At 31.5% G+C, this 19,039-nt stretch carries 16 protein-coding genes, 9 tRNA genes and 1 rRNA gene; all 26 read right to left on the bottom strand.

What is annotated here, in order from left to right; translation table 11 throughout:
- Positions 1-27 precede the first annotated feature (27 nt).
- The 26 genes from spoIID to rrf all read right to left on the bottom strand — a co-directional run bounded on the left by spoIID (position 28) and on the right by rrf (position 18,923).
- The gene (gene spoIID / locus ACTG44_RS01180) at positions 28-1,092 is read right to left on the bottom strand and encodes a stage II sporulation protein D (RefSeq protein WP_479921119.1); all 1,065 of its coding nucleotides are present in this window, start codon (positions 1,090-1,092) and stop codon (positions 28-30) included.
- Between the two features lie 86 nt (positions 1,093-1,178).
- Positions 1,179-2,432 carry a UDP-N-acetylglucosamine 1-carboxyvinyltransferase gene (gene murA / locus ACTG44_RS01175; RefSeq protein ID WP_003420721.1) on the bottom strand — a complete coding sequence of 418 codons (1,254 nt, stop codon included), beginning with the start codon at positions 2,430-2,432 and terminating at the stop codon, positions 1,179-1,181.
- A 20-nt stretch (positions 2,433-2,452) separates the two neighbouring features.
- Entirely contained in the window at positions 2,453-3,187 is a 735-nt protein-coding gene (locus ACTG44_RS01170) for a YwmB family TATA-box binding protein (protein WP_021382552.1), read from the bottom strand.
- Positions 3,188-3,273: 86 nt separating this feature from the next.
- A complete protein-coding gene (locus tag ACTG44_RS01165; protein ID WP_479921118.1) occupies positions 3,274-4,143 on the bottom strand; it encodes a 4Fe-4S binding protein in 870 nt (289 codons plus the stop codon).
- A gap of 184 nt (positions 4,144-4,327) precedes the next feature.
- Positions 4,328-5,629, bottom strand: coding sequence for a rhodanese-like domain-containing protein (locus ACTG44_RS01160; RefSeq protein WP_021382558.1), 1,302 nt, complete (start codon positions 5,627-5,629; stop codon positions 4,328-4,330).
- Between the two features lie 215 nt (positions 5,630-5,844).
- Complete coding sequence (glmS, locus tag ACTG44_RS01155) at positions 5,845-7,677, bottom strand: glutamine--fructose-6-phosphate transaminase (isomerizing) (RefSeq protein WP_021382539.1); 1,833 nt, start codon at positions 7,675-7,677, stop codon at positions 5,845-5,847.
- A 268-nt stretch (positions 7,678-7,945) separates the two neighbouring features.
- A complete protein-coding gene (gene glmM, locus ACTG44_RS01150) occupies positions 7,946-9,292 on the bottom strand; it encodes a phosphoglucosamine mutase (RefSeq protein ID WP_021382546.1) in 1,347 nt (448 codons plus the stop codon).
- Positions 9,293-9,462: 170 nt separating this feature from the next.
- The gene (locus tag ACTG44_RS01145; protein WP_021382553.1) at positions 9,463-10,020 is read right to left on the bottom strand and encodes a 2-oxoacid:acceptor oxidoreductase family protein; all 558 of its coding nucleotides are present in this window, start codon (positions 10,018-10,020) and stop codon (positions 9,463-9,465) included.
- Positions 10,021-10,773: a thiamine pyrophosphate-dependent enzyme gene (locus tag ACTG44_RS01140; protein ID WP_003420710.1), complete on the bottom strand. Its 753-nt coding sequence runs from the start codon at positions 10,771-10,773 to the stop codon at positions 10,021-10,023.
- On the bottom strand, positions 10,773-11,852 hold the full coding sequence (locus ACTG44_RS01135) for a 3-methyl-2-oxobutanoate dehydrogenase subunit VorB (RefSeq protein WP_021382548.1): 1,080 nt from the start codon (positions 11,850-11,852) through the stop codon (positions 10,773-10,775). Before ACTG44_RS01135 ends, ACTG44_RS01140 begins: the two co-directional genes overlap by 1 nt.
- A gap of 28 nt (positions 11,853-11,880) precedes the next feature.
- Entirely contained in the window at positions 11,881-12,096 is a 216-nt protein-coding gene (locus ACTG44_RS01130; protein ID WP_021382532.1) for a 4Fe-4S binding protein, read from the bottom strand.
- Between the two features lie 42 nt (positions 12,097-12,138).
- The gene (locus ACTG44_RS01125) at positions 12,139-12,816 is read right to left on the bottom strand and encodes a hypothetical protein (protein WP_021382542.1); all 678 of its coding nucleotides are present in this window, start codon (positions 12,814-12,816) and stop codon (positions 12,139-12,141) included.
- On the bottom strand, positions 12,806-13,885 hold the full coding sequence (gene buk, locus ACTG44_RS01120; RefSeq protein WP_021382557.1) for a butyrate kinase: 1,080 nt from the start codon (positions 13,883-13,885) through the stop codon (positions 12,806-12,808). Before buk ends, ACTG44_RS01125 begins: the two co-directional genes overlap by 11 nt.
- Before the next feature lie 21 nt (positions 13,886-13,906).
- Positions 13,907-14,809 (bottom strand): phosphate butyryltransferase, encoded by a 903-nt coding sequence (ptb, locus tag ACTG44_RS01115; protein ID WP_021382540.1) that lies wholly within the window; start codon positions 14,807-14,809, stop codon positions 13,907-13,909.
- 304 nt (positions 14,810-15,113) lie between these two features.
- Complete coding sequence (locus ACTG44_RS01110) at positions 15,114-16,295, bottom strand: CdaR family protein (protein ID WP_479917878.1); 1,182 nt, start codon at positions 16,293-16,295, stop codon at positions 15,114-15,116.
- Positions 16,292-17,131 (bottom strand): diadenylate cyclase CdaA, encoded by an 840-nt coding sequence (gene cdaA, locus ACTG44_RS01105; protein ID WP_021382536.1) that lies wholly within the window; start codon positions 17,129-17,131, stop codon positions 16,292-16,294. The genes ACTG44_RS01110 and cdaA overlap by 4 nt, the downstream gene beginning before the upstream one ends.
- Before the next feature lie 908 nt (positions 17,132-18,039).
- Positions 18,040-18,113: transfer RNA gene (locus ACTG44_RS01100), tRNA-Arg, on the bottom strand.
- Positions 18,114-18,122: 9 nt separating this feature from the next.
- Positions 18,123-18,197 (bottom strand) — tRNA-Gly (locus tag ACTG44_RS01095).
- A gap of 10 nt (positions 18,198-18,207) precedes the next feature.
- Positions 18,208-18,284, bottom strand: a tRNA-Asp gene (locus ACTG44_RS01090).
- Between the two features lie 5 nt (positions 18,285-18,289).
- Positions 18,290-18,365, bottom strand: a tRNA-Val gene (locus tag ACTG44_RS01085).
- Positions 18,366-18,370: 5 nt separating this feature from the next.
- Positions 18,371-18,444 (bottom strand) — tRNA-Gly (locus tag ACTG44_RS01080).
- A gap of 9 nt (positions 18,445-18,453) precedes the next feature.
- A tRNA-Glu gene (locus ACTG44_RS01075) sits at positions 18,454-18,528 on the bottom strand.
- A 15-nt stretch (positions 18,529-18,543) separates the two neighbouring features.
- Positions 18,544-18,619 (bottom strand) — tRNA-Met (locus ACTG44_RS01070).
- Between the two features lie 15 nt (positions 18,620-18,634).
- A tRNA-Leu gene (locus ACTG44_RS01065) sits at positions 18,635-18,720 on the bottom strand.
- A gap of 5 nt (positions 18,721-18,725) precedes the next feature.
- Positions 18,726-18,800 (bottom strand) — tRNA-Asn (locus tag ACTG44_RS01060).
- Between the two features lie 6 nt (positions 18,801-18,806).
- Positions 18,807-18,923, bottom strand: a 5S ribosomal RNA gene (gene rrf / locus ACTG44_RS01055).
- Positions 18,924-19,039: the final 116 nt, after the last annotated feature.

Here is a 19,039-nt window from a genome sequence, read left to right as displayed (position 1 = left end):
ACGTGTTTTTGGTATTTTATACAATTATTAGTATATATCTTTTATTTTTGTATCTGTGTAGTAATGTGATAATATGTCATAATATTTATGGCCTTCTTCTGCCATTCCTTCTGCTCCCCACTGGCTCATACCAACACCATGCCCATATCCTTTTACTACAAAATCTATGTATCCTTCTCCAAATTTTATATCAAAGTTGGCTGAGTTTAACTTAAAAACAGTTCTAATGTCTTTTCCAGTCAACTCTTTATTTCCTAATTTTATTTTTTCTACAGTTCCTGCATCACTTCTTTGAGTTATTGAGACTTGTTTGCTTAAATTATTTGTATCTATTACAATAGTGCTATATGCTCTTCTAAGACTCTTAACAAAGTCTGTATTACTTATTTTAAGTGTAGATGCAAACTTAGGAGAATACTTATCATAAGGACTTTCTACAGATTTTAGATAAGGATATTTTGCAGAAAATACTTCTTCACTGTTTTCTGTTTTTCCTGAAGATGTAGAAAAGTAAAGAGGAAGTATTGCTTTATCACTATAAGTTATTATCTGTCCTTTAGTTCCTCTGACAGCTTCTTGGATTTTAGAGTATTTATTCTTAATCCATTCTTCACCATTCAACTTTTTAAGAGTATCATAGCTCTTGTATTCTTGACAGTGTTTGTAGTCAGTACATACTACCGCATTTTTATGTTTACTTGGTTTCTCATGTTCCTGCTTATATACTACATATGTTCTAGCTGCCACAGCTTGAGCTTTTAGCGCTTCTATGTCAAACTCTGAAGACATCTCACCAGCTATTACTCCACATAAGTAATTCTCCATGTCCATTTTTTCAACTTTTCCTGTTATATGATTGTACACATTGATGATTGGTGTTTTTTTATTTACAGTTTCATAGTTCACTATCTTTTTTTCTTCTTTATTACCTTCGTCTTTGATATCACTTTTTTTAATAGTTTTGTTTATAGATACTGATTTCTCTGGTTTTTGAGTTAGTTCTACATTTTTATAAGAAACTAAAGTTATAAGTGATGGAACTAATACAGAACAAGTCACGAATCCTAACAAAACAACCAATGGGTTCTTCATATACTCTCCTCCTTAGCTTTTAAAACCTTGTATTTAAGTATATGAACAACCCTATTAATTTATAACTTTCTTCTCTAAACCAATTATTAATCTTCTACTATTTCGATTTGACCACCTAATGCTGTTATCTTTTTATCTATATCAACATAACCTCTTTGAATATGGTATATTTCTCCTATTTGAGTTTCTCCTTCTGCTATAAGACCGCATAAAATAAGGGCGGCACCTGCTCTTAAATCAGTAGCATTTACTGCTGCACCATGCAATTCATCTACACCATTAACAACTGCACTTCTTCCATCTATTTTTATATTAGCGCCCATTCTATTAAACTCAGCAACATGCATAAATCTATTTTCAAAAACAGTTTCTATAACTACACCAGTTCCATTTGCTACAGTAAGCATAGCCATAAATTGTGCTTGAACATCTGTAGGAAACCCTGGATGTGGTAAAGTCTTTATATCTATTGGTTTTAACACTTTTGGACCTACTACTCTAACAGAATTGTCCATCTCTGTGATTTCGCAACCAGCTTCTCTTAATTTAGCCACAACTGGCTTTAAATGCTCCATTAAAACATTTTCAACAGTTATATCACCTTTTGTCATAGCCGCTGCAACCATATAAGTTGCTGCTTCTATTCTGTCTGGTATTACATTATGTTCTGCTCCTTTTAACTCTTTGACACCTTTTATCTTTATAGTGTTAGTACCTGCACCTTTAACATCTGCTCCCATTTCGTTCAAAAAGTTTGCTAAATCTACTATTTCTGGCTCTTCTGCTGCATTTTCTATTATTGTAGTACCTTCTGCTAAAGAAGCTGCCATCATTATATTTTCAGTTGCTCCAACAGATGGAAAATCTAGATACAATTTATTTCCTACTAATTTTTCTGTCGCTGCTTCAACAAAACCATGGTCCATTTCTATCTTTGCACCTAAAGCTTTAAATCCTTTTAAATGTAAATCTATAGGTCTTGTTCCTATAGCACAACCTCCTGGCATAGAAATTTTTGTACTATTAAATCTAGCAAGTAATGGTCCCATAACCAAAAAAGAAGCTCTCATCTTTCTTACAAGCTCATATGGAGCTTCACAAGTTTTTATATTACTTGCATCAACAGTAAGTGTATTTTCTTTATATTCAACCTCTGCTCCTACATGTCTTAATAAATCTGATATTACATGAACGTCTCTTAAATTTGGTACTCCATTCAATGTTGATTTTCCGTTCGCTAATAAAGTTGCTGCTATTATTGGTAAAACTGCATTTTTTGCACCATCTATTTTAACACTACCTTTAAGTGGATTACTCTTTTTTACTATTATCTTAGCCATATTTTTTGATCTCCTCATAATTAATAATCTAATTTTATAATTGGTGTGGCAATATATATGAGTGTTTTTCCATTATCCTCATTATATTTAATTCCTATATTTAAATTAATTTTTTCCCCTAAATAGTCTAAATCATCATTTAATACTTTACTATATGCTGTTATTGATAAAAAGTTTACGTCTTTCACTTTATCTATTTGCTTAGCACTCATATTATATAATATTTCTTGTAAAATATCATCATATTTGTTGTTTTGTAACCTTTTTGTGTATTCTCCAACAATGCAAGCAGACACATCTACTTGAGATGAATATTTATTTAACACGTTTTCTACGTTACGATAAATATCCTCTTTATGTTTATATACTTTGTTGTCCAATATGTCAACTATTATGTAACCTTCTTTATTATTTTTATTTATTCCTTTTATAGAAATTTCTTTATCGCTACCTTTTATAGTAGCACATAATTGCATTTTATTGCCATACCCTTTTTGATTCCAATTTATTCCTTTTTCATCCAACTTTAGATTGTTAATTATTTCTATAAAAATATTACGAAATTCTTTATTTGATAAATTATAATTTATAACAGAATTGATTTTTACATTATAAAATTTAAAATCTGCTTCCGAAATTTCAAGTGCATTAGTTAATCTATTATATCTAGTATTTATACTTGTATCTGCATAAGATATTGTCATTCCTATAATCATTAATATAAAAAAGCATATAGCTAATCTTATCCTTTTCATAATAAAAAATCCCCCTTAAATATGTTTTTCTGTATAACAGAATTATTAACAAATTTAAGAGAGATATACTTCCTCAATATGTATTTTTATGCATTTTTGGATTTTGTATTCATTAAATGTTTCTCAAATTCTTCAATACCAATTCTTTCTAATACTTTACTTATTCTTTCTCCTGGACTTGCTAAATGTTTATATGTATCAAATACATCTTGAACTAATTCTTCTATATTATCTTCTGTATACAGATTGCCAAGTCTGTCTCCAAATCTATAACCTCTTCCCATTCTACCACCAAGATAGACAGCTAATCCTTTTTTATCAACTTCCATAGCTCCAAATGGACATACCTCAGCACATTTCCCACAATTTACACACTCGTCTTTATTCCACACTAGTTTCTTATTTTCCATATATACTGATTTTTGTCTACAAGATGATGTACATAGTCCACAATTCTTACATTTATCTTCATTAAATTTTACATATGCTTGTCCTACAATACCTACATCATTAGTATTAGCCTTTGCACAATTGTTTGGACATCCAACTAAAGTAATCTTAGTCTTAGATGGTAAATCATATCCAAAATATGAATCATGTAACTTTCCACATAACTCTTGTGTATCATATATTCCATGTTGACATACAGTACCTTTGCATGCAACTAGTGGTCTTACTTTTTTCCCTGTACCACCATGTTCTAGACCTACAGCCTTCAAATCTTCTTTTATTAAATCTATATCTTCATACTTTATCCATGGTATTTCCATAGCTAATCTAGTAGTAACCCCTAAATAACCTCTGCCATATTTTTCAGATAACTTTGATAAGTTGTTAAGTTGTTCTGCTGTAAAGTTTCCAGCTCTACTCAACATTCTTATTGAGAAATATCCTTCTTGGCTTTGGGCTAATATACCTTCTGCTTTCAACTTTGCTTTTTCATCTTTGCTAATCATATTTCACACCTCATATTATATTTATAATTTTATACTGCTAATAATATGTTTAAATAAGTCCACATTTATATAATCATATTCTAACTCTGTTTATATTTTAAAACATAACAAAGGTATATTCAACTTAATAAATTAAATATACCTTATATATTAAATAATTCTATTGTACTTTTAAAGACTGACTCTATTTGTGTTCTCCAACTTCAATTAGATTTGAGTTATCAAGACTCCATCCCATCCATCCATCGCTATAAAGAGAGGTTTCTTCAACACCTATTACATTTGCATAGGTTAATACTTCAGCAGCACGCCAGCCGCTTCCACACATAAATATAAGCTGTTTATTCATATCTATACTTTCTTCATTCCACATTTCTAAAATCTCATATTTGTTTCTCATTGTATTATCAATATTACGATATTCTTCTAGTGAAACACTATCACTCCCCGAATGTCCATATAAAGCACCTGGGACACGTCCCTTTTTATCATAATATGTATATCCAGATATTTTACCTATATGCTCATCCCAAGTACGAATATCTATTAATGCACATTTATTTTTTTCTTTTAGTTTTTGTTTTAATTCGGTTGTTGTAACTATTAATTGTGGATTAACGGGTATATTTGCTCCAAAATTAGTACATGAATGCCTTGAGTTACTAGTAACTTCTAATTCATATCCTGCTGATATCCATGAATCTATTCCACCATTTAATACCCTTACATCTTTTACTCCTATATATCTCAATATAACAGCCAATCTGTAAGATGCCATAGTTGTACTACTTGAAACTATTACAGTATCATCTTTTGTGAATCCATAATCCAAAGCAAACTGAGTTAGATTATCATCATTATCAAGCATCCATGTTGGAGGAGGTTCTATAATATCAGTATTTATATGAATGCTTGTAGGTATATGCCCTTTTGCATACGATTCTTTTTCTTCTCCCCAACTTGCTTCAATCATTTTTATATTCTTGGAGTTTTCAAATGTCTCAGGTATTCCTCCATCGAGTATCTTTTTTATTATAGAAGCTGGAACTATCATTTGATAATTTTTATATCTTTCCATTGGAAGGTTATCATTCTCTGCCCATTGCTTAATATCATATTTATATAAATATTTATATCCTTTTTTAAATAAATAATCTGCTACAAGCAAAGCATCTTTTCCATTTGCATCATATAATACTATATTTTTATTTAAATCAATTCCTTTAGTTCTCAGTGCTTGTTCTAGCACTTTATCTTTTTTATCTGAGTATACACTTAACCAATTAGCAGAAAAGTCTACAGCACCTTTTATATGTCCACCTCTTTTTACTCCATCTAACTTCCATCCATTGTAGGCATCATTTAAACGAGTATCAATTATAATCCAAGATTTGTCTTGTACCTTTTCTTGTAAGACCTCAGTAGAAATTGATTCAAGATTAACAAAAAAATCTTCTCTATTTTTCTTTTTAAAATCATCTGACATAATTTATTCTCCTATTTATAGTATTTTTTATTTCAAATCATAGTATTTTTTATTTCAAATCATTTCACTATGTTAAAACTATTTTCTTATAAGGTGTTAGATTAATTATAACAAAAAAAATATATTTAAACCTCATAAAAAAACTCATCCTATAGATTACAAACAATAGAATGAGCTTTTTAATAAATATTATCTATTTAATTTTTAATATATTTTTATTCAACTGTTACTGATTTTGCTAGATTTCTTGGTTTATCAACATCGCATCCTCTTAATACAGAAACATGGTAAGCAAGTAACTGCATTGGTACAACAGCTAATATAGGAGATAAAATATCATCTGAGTTTGGTATATAGATTATTTTATCAGCAGATTTCTCAACATCTTTATTATGACTTTGAGCTATTGCTACTACATAAGCTCCTCTTGCCCTTACTTCTTCCATATTAGAAACCATTTTTTCAAATAATTTTTCTTGAGTAGCTATAGCAATTACAGGAGTTCCTTTTTCTATTAAAGCTATTGTTCCATGCTTTAATTCTCCTGCTGCAAAAGCTTCTGCGTGTATATATGAAATCTCTTTTAACTTTAATGAACCTTCCATTGCTAAACTATAATCTATTCCTCTTCCTAAATAGAATGCATGGTCAGAACTCACAACTGTTTTAGCAATTTCTTTTATATACTCTTCATTATCTAGTATTTCTTGTATTTTTGATGGTATTTCTTTCATCTTAGAAATCATACTATCATAAAATTCTCTATTTATTGTTCCTTTTTTAATAGCAAAATCTAGAGCTATCATATATAGAGAAGTTATTTGAGTAGTATATGCCTTAGTTGATGCAACTGCTACTTCAGGACCTGCCCAAGTATAGAAAACATCATCTGATTCTCTAGCTATAGACGAACCTACAACATTAGTTATAGAAAGTATTCTTGCTCCTTTAGCTTTTGAATCTCTTAATACTGCTAGAGTATCTGCTGTCTCTCCAGATTGACTAACTAATATTACTAATGAATTTTCATCTACAAATGGGTCACTATATCTAAACTCTGACGCTATATCAGTTATTACTGGTATATTTACAAATTTTTCTATAGCATACTTACCAAGTAATCCAGCATTATATGCTGTTCCACAAGCCACTATATAAACCTTATTTATTTTATCTAAATCTTCTTTAGAAATATTTATACTATCTAAAACTATACTTCCATTGTCATCAAGTCTTCTTTCTAGAGTTTCTCTAACACCTGTTGGTTGCTCGTGAATTTCTTTTGACATAAAGTAATCATATCCACCTTTAGATGCAGCCTCTACATCCCAAGTTACATGGAATACTTCTTTTTCTACTAGATTTCTATTAGAATCATAAACTGTTACATTTTCATCCTTTAAATGAACTATCTCTCCATTTTCTAAGAAATAAACATCTCTAGTATACTTTAATAAAGCAGGTATATCTGATGCTATAAAGTTTTCGCCTTCACCAACGCCAACTACAAGAGGACTATCTTTTCTTACTGCAACTAATTCATTTCCATGTTCTTTACATATAACACCTAGTGCATAAGCTCCTCTTAATTTTGATATAGTTTTGTATACAGCATCTAATAAATTACCTTCATAGTATTTATCTACTAAATGTGCTATTACTTCTGTATCTGTCTGAGATTCAAACTTAACACCTTCGGAAATTAATTCTTCTTTTATTTCCATATAGTTTTCTATTATCCCATTATGAACAACTGCTATTGTTTTAGATTGATTAAAATGAGGATGTGAGTTTACATCAGATGGTTCTCCATGAGTTGCCCATCTTGTATGCCCTATTCCTAAATTTCCATCAATAGGATTCTTTTCTAAATCCTCTGCCAATACAGAAAGTCTGCCTTTAAACTTTCTAATGTTAAGTTCTTCTCCATTAGAGTTATTAACTGCTACTCCTGCTGAATCATAACCTCTGTACTCTAACTTAGAAAGTCCTTCTACTATAACTTCTGCTGCCTTTCTACTTCCTAAATATCCAACTATTCCACACATTATTTGTGTCCTCCTAAAAAATATTATTTATATATTTTAAGAGTTAGGTCATATAAGTTTACTTTGGCTTCCCTTTGTCCATAGGATTACTCCTATTATTTAAAGAAGTCTTTCGATGGTAAACACACCGCAGAGCATCCGCCGACAATTCGATTAACTCTGACCTCGTCAACTTAGTTCCTATGTTACTTAATAATTATGTCTATAACTAAGTTCTGGCGCTTAGAAAGGTGCCCTCAGTATTTATACCTGAGAATACCCTTATAAATTACGATAATTTTTCTTGTATAAGATTAGCTAAATTTGTTGCTAATTCTTTTATTTGACCTTCCTCTTTACCCTCTAACATAACTCTAACTAATGGCTCAGTTCCTGATGGTCTTATCAGAACTCTACCATTTCCATCTAAAATAGATTCTATTCTTTCTATCTCAGTTTTTATTTCTGGATATTCCATATATTTAGTTTTATTTTCATTTTTTATTGTTGCATTTACTAATACTTGTGGATATTGACTCATTATTGATGCAAGCTCTGATAAAGGTTTCTTTTCTTGCAAGATTATATTTGCAAGTATTAAAGAACTAAGTACTCCATCTCCAGTTGTATTGTAATCTAAGAATATCATATGCCCAGATTGTTCTCCACCAAGATTGTATCCATTCTTAACCATATCTTCTAAAACATATCTATCTCCAACTGCTGTAGTAGATAAATTTATTCCATTTTCTTTAGCAGCTATTGTTAATCCTATGTTACTCATAACTGTAACTACTAAAGTGTCTTGTGCTAATTTATTATTTTTCTTTAAATTTAAAGCACTCAATATCATTATATGGTCTCCATCAACAATTTGACCCTTTTCATTTACAGCAATTAATCTATCAGCATCTCCATCATATGCAAGACCTAAGTCAGCATTATGTTCCAAAACAGCGTTTTGAAGTTGTTCTGGATGTGTAGAACCACATTTATCGTTTATATTATTTCCATCTGGTGAGCTATTTATTGAAATTACACTTGCTCCTAATTCATCAAATACAATTGGTGCTACTTTATATGATGCACCATTTGCACAATCCAATACTACTTTTAATCCTTTAAAATCAGTGCTTATTATTGATTTCAAATAGTCTACATAGTCTCTTTGTGCATAATGTTCATGTAATTTTCGTCCTACATTTTCACCAATTGGTAGACATTCAATTTTGTCTATATCATCTATATATTCTTCTATTTTTAATTCAATTTCATCATCCAATTTATATCCATTCTTATTAAAGAATTTAATTCCATTATATTCAACAGGATTATGAGATGCAGATATAACCACGCCACAATCAGCACCATATTTTCTAGTTAAATATGCCACTGCAGGTGTTGGTATTATTCCAACAGTAATAACATCACATCCAACAGACATAAGACCTGCTATTAAAGATGCTTCTAACATATCTCCTGATATTCTCGTATCTTTACCTACCACTACTTTTACTCTGTGGTCTCCTTGAGCTAAAACAAAACCACCAGCTCTACCAAGTTTATATGCTAAGTCACATGTTAATTCTGTATTTGCTACTCCTCTAACTCCATCTGTTCCAAAATACTTTCTCACTAAAGATTCTCCTTTCATAATTGAAAAGCTTGCAATTTGTATTATATTTTTATAGTTCATAAAATAACATTATATTCTTAATTTCAGTCATAAAAACATTTTAATACTTATCAGCAAAAAAGACAATAGAAATAATTCTATTGTCTTTTTTTTGACATCTTTTTTCTTTATTAGTTAGTTGCTACAGAACATGCAGCATCCATACCTTTTTGTAAAGCTTCTCTGTTTAATGGAACGAATTTTTCTTTTCTAGGTCCAAAAACTTTCTTAAATGCTTCTAATACAGATTCTATATCTACAGTATCAGCTACTTTTAAGTAAGCCCCTAGCATTATCATATTAGCAACTTTGTCATTTCCTAACTCAACTGCTAATTCATTTGCTGGTATATAATAAACATCTACATCTGTTCTATCAACTTTTTCTTTTATTAAAGAGCTATTTACTATTATTTTTCCACCAGGGATAACATCATCTTTGAATTTTTCAAATGCTGGTATGTTTAATAATATAGCTGCAGTTGCATCATCTGTTATAAGTGGAGAACCAACTGGCTCACTAGATACAGTTACTGCACAGTTTGCTGTACCTCCACGCATTTCTGGTCCATAAGATGGTAACCAAGAAACTTCTTTTCCTTCTAGCATTCCTGCATAAGTAAGTAATTGTCCCATAGACATAACACCTTGGCCTCCGAAGCCTGCACATATTACTCTAGCTGTAGACATTTACTTCACCTCCTCAACTTCAACATTTTTGAAATTTCCTAATGGATAGTATGGTATCATATTGTCTCTTAACCATTGTAAAGCATCATTTGGAGCTAGTCCCCAGTTTGTAGGACAAGTAGATAATACTTCTACTATTCCAAATCCTAATCCTGCTTGTTGAACTTGGAATGCTTTCTTTATAGCTTTTTTAGCTTGTCTAACATGAGCTGGAGTATCAACTGCTACTCTTTCTACAAATACAGCTCCTGTTAATGTAGCTAACATTTCACTTACTCTTATTGGATAACCTTGAGTTTCAGCATTTCTTCCTGATTGAGCAGTAGTAGCTCTTTGTCCAACTAGTGTAGTTGGAGCCATTTGCCCACCAGTCATACCATATGTTGTATTGTTTACGAATATAGTAGTTATTTTTTCACCTCTAGCAGCTGCATGAACTATTTCAGCAGTACCGATTGAAGCTAAGTCTCCATCACCTTGATAAGTGAATACTGTATTTTCAGGATGAACTCTTTTTATTCCTGTAGCAGCTGCTGGCGCTCTACCATGAGCAGCTTCTTGAGTGTCACAGTTAAAATATTTATATCCTAAAACTGAACATCCAACTGGAACAACACCTACAGCATCACCCAATACTCCTAATTCTTCTAATACTTCACCAACTAATCTATGGATTATACCATGTGTACATCCTGGACAGTAGTGAGTTTGAGTATCTTGTAATCCTTCAGTTTTCTTAAATACAACAGCCATTATCTAGCACCTCCTGCAACCAATTCTCCGGCAATAATTTTTTTAGCTTTTTCAACTATTTCTGCTGGTGTTGGAGTCATTCCTCCTGGTCTTCCATGGAAGTAAACTGGTAATTTACCTTCTACTGCCATTTTAACATCTTCCACCATTTGTCCCATACTCATTTCAACAGTTAATATGTTTCTAGCATTAGGAATTTGGTCAAATGCTTCAAATGGGAATGGCCATAATACTTTAGGTCTTATAAGACCTGCTTTTATTCCTTCTTCTCTTAATATATCAATTGCGCTTTTTACTACTCTTGAAGTAGTTCCATAAGCTGCAAATACAAATTCAGCATCTTCTGTTTTGTACATTTCGTATTGAACTTCATTTTTTTCCATTGCTTCAAATTTTTCTTGTAAATGCCAACAATGGTCTTCTAGTACTTCTGGCTCTAAGTATAGAGAGTTTATTACATTAGGTACTCTTTTCCCTTTAGTTCCAACAGTTGCCCAATCTTTAGGAGGCAATTCTCTTTTCTTTTCAGGAGCTTTAAATTCAACTGGCTCCATCATTTGACCTATCATACCATCTGCAACTACCATAACTGGTGATCTGTAGTAATCTGCAACGTCAAAAGCTTCCATTATCATATCAACAGCTTCTTGAACTGTAGCTGGTGCGAATACTGGAGTTCTGTAGTCTCCATTTCCTCCACCTCTTGTAGACATAAAGTAGTCAGCTTGTGAAGGTTGTATACTTCCAAGTCCTGGACCACCTCTCATTACGTTAAGTACAACACAAGGAACTTCTGCACCTACTGCATATGTTATACCTTCTTGTTTTAAAGCAACTCCTGGTGAAGATGAAGAAGTCATAACTCTTGCTCCTGCACCTGCTCCACCATAAACCATGTTTATCGCAGAAACTTCTGATTCAGCTTGAACGAACGCTCCACCTATTTTTGGTAACTCTCTTGATAAATATTCTGGTAATTCACTTTGTGGAGTTATTGGGTAACCGAAGAAATATTTGCAACCAGCTTCTATAGCTGCTTTTCCAAATGCTTCGTTACCTTTCATAAGTATCTTAGCCATTAAAATTCCCCCTTAAATATTAATTAAATTAATCTCTTTCTACTGTTATAACTACATCTGGACACATAGTTGCACAACTTGCACATCCTATGCATTTTTCCATTTCAAAAACAGTTGCTGGGTTATACCCTTTTTTGTTTATTACATTTGAGTCTAATTGTATGATTTTTACTGGACATGCTTCAACACATAATCCACAACCTTTACAACGTTCTTCATTAAAAGATACTTTTCCTTTAGCCATTTACCTAAGCCTCCTTAAACTTTCTATATATTTGAGCTCAAACTACATCCAATCTTCTCTCATATATAATTTTATAGGAAAAATTTCTCCTTCTATGTCTTTTGGTAACTGTTCAACAAGATTTTCTAAACACGCAACATATCTTATAGGTATATTACATTTCTCAGAAACTTCTTTTGCAACTTTCTGTCCTCTTAAAACATCATCAATAGTAGTAAATCTAATGAGATGAGTATTATTAATCAGACCTGTTACCTTTAACTTAGAAGATTTTTCTATTTCCTTTATATATTGGATAACTTCTTCAGAAGTTTGAGTTTTCTCCCTATTTGCATTTATTACAAAAAGCATATCATAGTCGCCTTCTTTTAACAAATGACTAAATCTTCCTATAACTCTAGCACCTACATTATCTCCACCTAAATCTATAACAGAATTGTATGAATGGTCCACCATAGGAGACATTACTTCTGCTGATACTGCTGGTAAATCTAATGTTGGAGCATTGATTGAGCTATCTATTGGTTGTATACCTAAAGATTTCATTAGCTCTTTCTTTTCTCTAGTTCTAAAGTATACATTTACCACATCTAAATCGGCTATAGCAACTTTGCCAGAAACCATATCTCTTAATTTAACAACATAGTTCATCGCAAATTCACTTTTACCACTTCCATAGTGACCAGTTATGATTCTTATTCTTTTATCATTAGTTATCATAAACTTGGGCCTCTTCTTCACCAGTTAAAACTCTAAGTCCACCTTGAGCTAATGCAATCATTTCATCTTCTCCTGGATAAACTTTTACATCTGCTATAAATTTAACTCTATCTGCAATCATTTCTGTAAACATTTTTGAATATGCGATTCCACCAGTTAATAGTATTGCTTTTACATCTCCCTTAAGAACGGCTGCACTAGCTCCTATTTCTTTAGAGATTTGATATGCCATAGCTTCATATAATAATTTAGCTTTTTCATCACCAGCTTCAATTCTTTCTTCAACTTCTCTAGCATCATTAGTATTTAAGTATGCAACTAATCCACCATTACCTTTTATTTTCTTTTTAATTTCATCTTGAGTATATTTTCCACTAAAGCACATTTTTACTAATGCCCCTACTGGTAATCCACCACTTCTTTCTGGAGAGAAAGGTCCTTCTCCATCTAATGCGTTTGCAACATCTACTATCTTACCATTTTTATGAGCTCCAACAGAAACTCCTCCACCCATGTGAGCAACTATAAGATTTATATCTTCATATTTCTTTCCTATTTCTCTAGCATATCTTCTTGCTATTGCCTTTTGATTTAAAGCATGTACTACACTTGCTCTGCTTATTTCAGGCATACCAGAAATTCTAGCTATATCTTCTAATTCATCCACAACAACAGGGTCTACTATGTATGAAGGAACATTTGCTTCATCACCTATTTGTTTTGCTATTATTCCACCTAAGTTTGAAGCATGTTCTCCTAAAACTCCTACTTTTAAATCTTCAATCATCCCAGCACTTACTGAATAAGTACCACCTTTTATAGGTTTAAGAAGTCCTCCTCTACCTACTACAGCATCTAATTCAGATGTTTTTACTCCACCTTCTTTTAGAGCTTCTTCTATTACTTGTTTACGGAATTCAAATTGATCTGACACTTTCTCATATTTTCCTATTTCTTCTGAGGAATGTCTTAAAGTTTTTTCAAATACTAAATCCTCATTATCAAATACAGCTATTTTAGTTGATGTCGATCCAGGATTTATTGTTAAGATTTTAAATATTTTGCTCATTTGCCTATTTCCCCCTTAAATTTAAGCCTTTGCTGCCATTAAAACACCTAAAGCTATTGAGTTAAGTTTAGTTTCTTCGCTGTCTGCTCTAGAAGTTAGTATTATTGGTGCTTTAGCTCCAACTATAACTCCTGCATTTTTTGATTTTGAGAAGAATACCAAAGCTTTATATAATATGTTACCACCTTCGATATCTGGAGCTAATAGTATATCAGCTCTTCCTGCTACAGGATGATTTATACCTTTATGTTTAGCTGCTTCTAAAGAGACTGCGTTATCAATTGCAAAAGGTCCACCAACCATACAACCTTTGATTTCTCCTCTTTCATACATTTCTTCTAGTTCTTTAGCTTCAACTGTATCTTTCATTTTTGGATTTACTTTTTCTTTTGCGCATATTGCAGCAACTTTTGGTTCGTTTATATCTAGTGAATGTGCTACTGTACAAGCATTTTCTATGATTTGCTTTTTAGTATTTGTATCAGGAGCTAAATTCATAGCTGCGTCAGTTATGAAAAATAATCTGTCATATCCCTCTACATCAAATACTGCTACGTGACTCAATACATTTCCAGTTCTAAGACCTACTTCTTTGTTTAAAACTGCTTTTAGTATTATTGATGTGTCTACTAAGCCTTTCATTACCATGTCGGCTTTTCCTTGTGAAACTAATTCAACAGATTTCAGAGATGCTTCTGCTAAATCTTTTATATCTATCAGTTCATAATTTTCGATATCCATGTCTATGCTTTTTGCAATTTCTTTAGTCTTTTCTATATCACCTACTAAAATAGCATCTGCTATTTTTTCTTTTCTAGCCATCTCAACTGCCATTAAAACTTCTTTATCTTGACAACATGCTACTGATATAGTTTTAGGTCCTCTTTCTTTTGCAAACTTAATTACTTCTTCAAAGCTTTTCATGCATTTCCACCTCATCTTGAATTTTTTGAAATAGAACTTTTTATATCTCAATTAAATTATAACTCGTTCAGCAACGTTTTCCTAGGGATAATTGAAATATTTAATTCAAAAATATTTATTTAAATCTATTTATCAGTCTTTTTTCATATATCTAGTACTTTTTAGATTTAACAAATATCTCATTGTCCTTATTTTATAATATAACTAAAATAAACAAGATGCAACAAAAACATAAAATTAACAAACTTAATTTTATAGGTTTTTTTGTCGCATCTTGTAACAACTAAATATTCGAAATATTTGTTCATTCCACTTCAACAATATTAGGTTCTATATTTATTTTTTTAAATTGAGATGTTGTTTCATATTTTATTTTATATTTACTATCTTCTACAGGCCCTTCTGATAAATCAATAAACAACGAAATATCTTTTTTATTTAGCTTACTTAAATCTTCTGTTGATTCTACAACAACTTTTATATCTACATCAGAAATTATACTTGGATTATCCATATTTGTTGGAATATTTCTTAATTCAATATCCCCTACACTATATAGAAACTCTGCACTTAACTGTTTTGTTTCATTTAATTTTATTGTTATAGAACTCTCCTCAAGAGTTATACCTTCTGGAACTTCTAAACTCACTTCTTTTTCTTCTCCATTAGCCAAACCAGCTAAATCAACAGGTTTTGTCTTAATATAATTTATTTTGTCTATATTTTCTTTCTTTCCTTTTATTGTAACTTGTTCTGCACTTAATTTATAGTTTTTCAATGCATCATTATCTTTACTATCTTTTAGATTTACTCTTATTGGTACAGTTTTTTCTTTTAATAGTTCTATTTGTGCCGTTACAAAAGATGAACTTAATGTTACACCTTCAACCTTAGTTCCCTTACTATTTAATGGGATTAATTCCAATTTTTTAGAAAAATCTTCTGTTTTATTTCCAACATCTAAATTAGCTCTTACACTTTTGACTTCATTAACTAGACTCCTTGGACCCGACACATCGACAAAATCTTTACTAAGTTCAATTTTATTTATATTTCCTTTTGAATTTCCACTTACTTCTACCTTTATATCTCTTTTTTCTTTTATATTTTTTTCAAGATTCACTACTAAAACATCATGCTTAAATTCTATAGTGACACCTTGAGGAATATTTGCTTTTAAATACACTTCTTTCTGTCCTTGTATTGGGTCTTCAATAGTTCCATATACATGTATATCTTCTTTTTTAACACCTTGTACCTTTGATAAACTGCCTTTTATATATACATCTGCTGTTAATTTTTCGTCTGGATATATAACAAGATTTTTATCTTTTAAATCACTCATATTACTTATAGATACAGGTATATCTTCAAACCCTTTAGTTTCTTCAGGGTCAACCACAGCCATAACATACATCCATAATGCAATTGCACTTAAAAATGATATTATTTTTATTTTGGTATTATTTTTCAGTCTGTTTATCATTTAAATATACCACCTTTGAAAAAACTTCTTGTTTCTGTATTTGTTTTTAAATTACTACGTAATATATTCATCATTCTTTCTCTAGAAATATCTCTATACAATTTACCTGACTTAGCAATTGAAACTCCTCCAGTTTCTTCCGACACAATCAGTGTAATACAGTCAGATACTTCACTTACACCTATTCCCGCTCTATGTCTAGTACCTAAGTCTTTGCTTAAGTCCTTACTTTCTGTCAATGGTAAGAAACATGCAGCTGCCTTTACCTTAGAATCTCTAATTACAACAGCTCCATCGTGTAATGGGGTATTGGGTATAAATATATTTATTAATAGCTGTCTAGAAATTTCAGCATCAATAATAGTTCCTGTATTTATTATATCACTTATTCTAGTTTCTCTTTCCATTATGATAAGAGCACCTATTTTTTGTCTAGAAAGTGAATACAAAGCTTCTACAATTTCCTCTATATTTCTATTAAGAGTTTCTTCTGAAGTATTTACATTCTTTCCAAATAAATTAAACTTTGCTCTTCCTATATGCTCAAGTCCTGCTCTAAATTCTGGTTGAAAAATTATAAGAGCAGCTATAACTCCATAATCTAAAGCTTTAAGAGATATCCAATAAACGGTATGCAATTTAAAAGTGTTACTAAGTTGAGTTGCTAATAAAAGAAATATTATTCCTTTAAATACTTGTTCTGCCCTTGTATCTTTTATAAACATAAATATTTTGTAAAAAATATACGCTACTATAGATATGTCAATTAAATCATATATACTCATTCTTAATATTATATTAAAAAATCCATTTAAAAAAGAATTTATATCTAACACAGTTTTATCCTCCTGTTTGATAACTTCTTAATTATTTACACTATGTATTATACTATATAAATCTAACTCTATACAAACTATTTAACTTTTGTGTAAATAATTCTAATTTTATGCTTCGAGATTGTTAAATAATCTCTAAACACATCAAAAATATCAATCAATAAATACATATTTTTATTAAAATTAGTTTCAAGTCAATTAAATCAAACCATCAAGGCGCGAATACAAAATAGTACTCGCGCCTTAACGCAGTTTTATGCTATAAAACCTATTTAATATATCATTAACTAATATATATTTACTACAATAAATTTGATAATCTACTCATCAATTGTAAAATTAAAAGATTATCTATCATTAATATTATCTTATTAATGTAATTTTTATCTTAAAGTAATAACTTGCTTTATACCTAGTTTAGATAAATTTATTTTAATATGTTACTATAAATTACTATTAAAAGTTATTTTCCATAACTAAAATAACACACATTCTCAAATTTATACATTCATCACTCATACTATTATAATCTATTTAGTATAATCTATAAATGTTACATTACATTGTCAATTCTTTATAATACTTAACTTTTTATAATCTATTATATAGGTACAATTAATTACTCTATAAGTTCATAAGGTAATCTAATGTATTAATATTCTAAAGTATACAATATAATGTATATATTCTTTACCTACTAGTTAATAACTCCTTCTAACTATACGTTTCATAAACTTCTTGTAGACTATTATACATTACCATTCATATGTTTACAATATTAATGAATATACTGTAACTCTTACATATTTTAAAGTTTATAAAGAAAAAGACACAGGTAATGTACATGTATCCTGTGTCTTTTTAAACAATATAAAAGTTTACTATAAAATATAGTAAACTTTTCTTAATGAGCGCACAGGGATTCGAACCCCGGACACACGCCTTAGAAGGGCGTTGCTCTATCCAGCTGAGCTATGCACCCAAGTTATTATGGAGCGGGAAACGAGATTCGAACTCGCGACTTCAACCTTGGCAAGGTTGCGCTCTACCACTGAACTATTCCCGCTTATTTAGTTTGGCGACCTGGAAGGGGTTCGAACCCTCGACCTCCAGCGTGACAGGCTGGCATTCTAACCAACTGAACTACCAGGCCGCAAATGGTGGGACCAACAGGGCTCGAACCTGTGACCCCCTGCTTGTAAGGCAGGTGCTCTCCCAGCTGAGCTATGGTCCCATTTTTGGAGCGGGTGAAGGGGATCGAACCCTCACAGCTGGCTTGGAAGGCCAGAACTCTACCATTGAGCTACACCCGCATATTTAATTGGTGACTCGTAGGGGAATTGAACCCCTGTTACCGCCGTGAAAGGGCGGTGTCTTAACCTCTTGACCAACGAGCCATTTTAATATTTTAATGGTTGCGGAGGCAGGACTTGAACCTACGACCTTCGGGTTATGAGCCCGACGAGCTGCCAACTGCTCCACTCCGCGATATTGTTTTATAAGTGCCGAAGACCGGAATCGAACCGGTACGAGAGGTAAGTCCCGCAGGATTTTAAGTCCTGTGCGTCTGCCAGTTCCGCCACTTCGGCTTTTTTGGCTCCAAGGGTGGGGCTCGAACCCACAGCCTACCGGTTAACAGCCGGTTGCTCCACCGTTGAGCTACCTTGGAACATTAACGTGGCTACGTCCTACTCTCCCAGGCAGTTTCCCACCAAGTACCATCAGCGCTAGAGAGCTTAACTTCTGTGTTCGGAATGGGAACAGGTGTATCCTCTCTGCTATTGTAACCACATAATCTTTATACTTAATATATTTTATGTTTAATATAACTATTAAACTTTAGAATCTAGTAAATACTAGTTTCCTTAGAGTTAGTACTCTAAAAACTACACATATATTTTACTGAAT

Source organism: Clostridioides sp. LIBA-2809, assembly GCF_056688965.1.
Note: the sequence above shows the minus strand (reverse complement) of the source record. Positions and strands in the feature narration are given on the sequence as shown.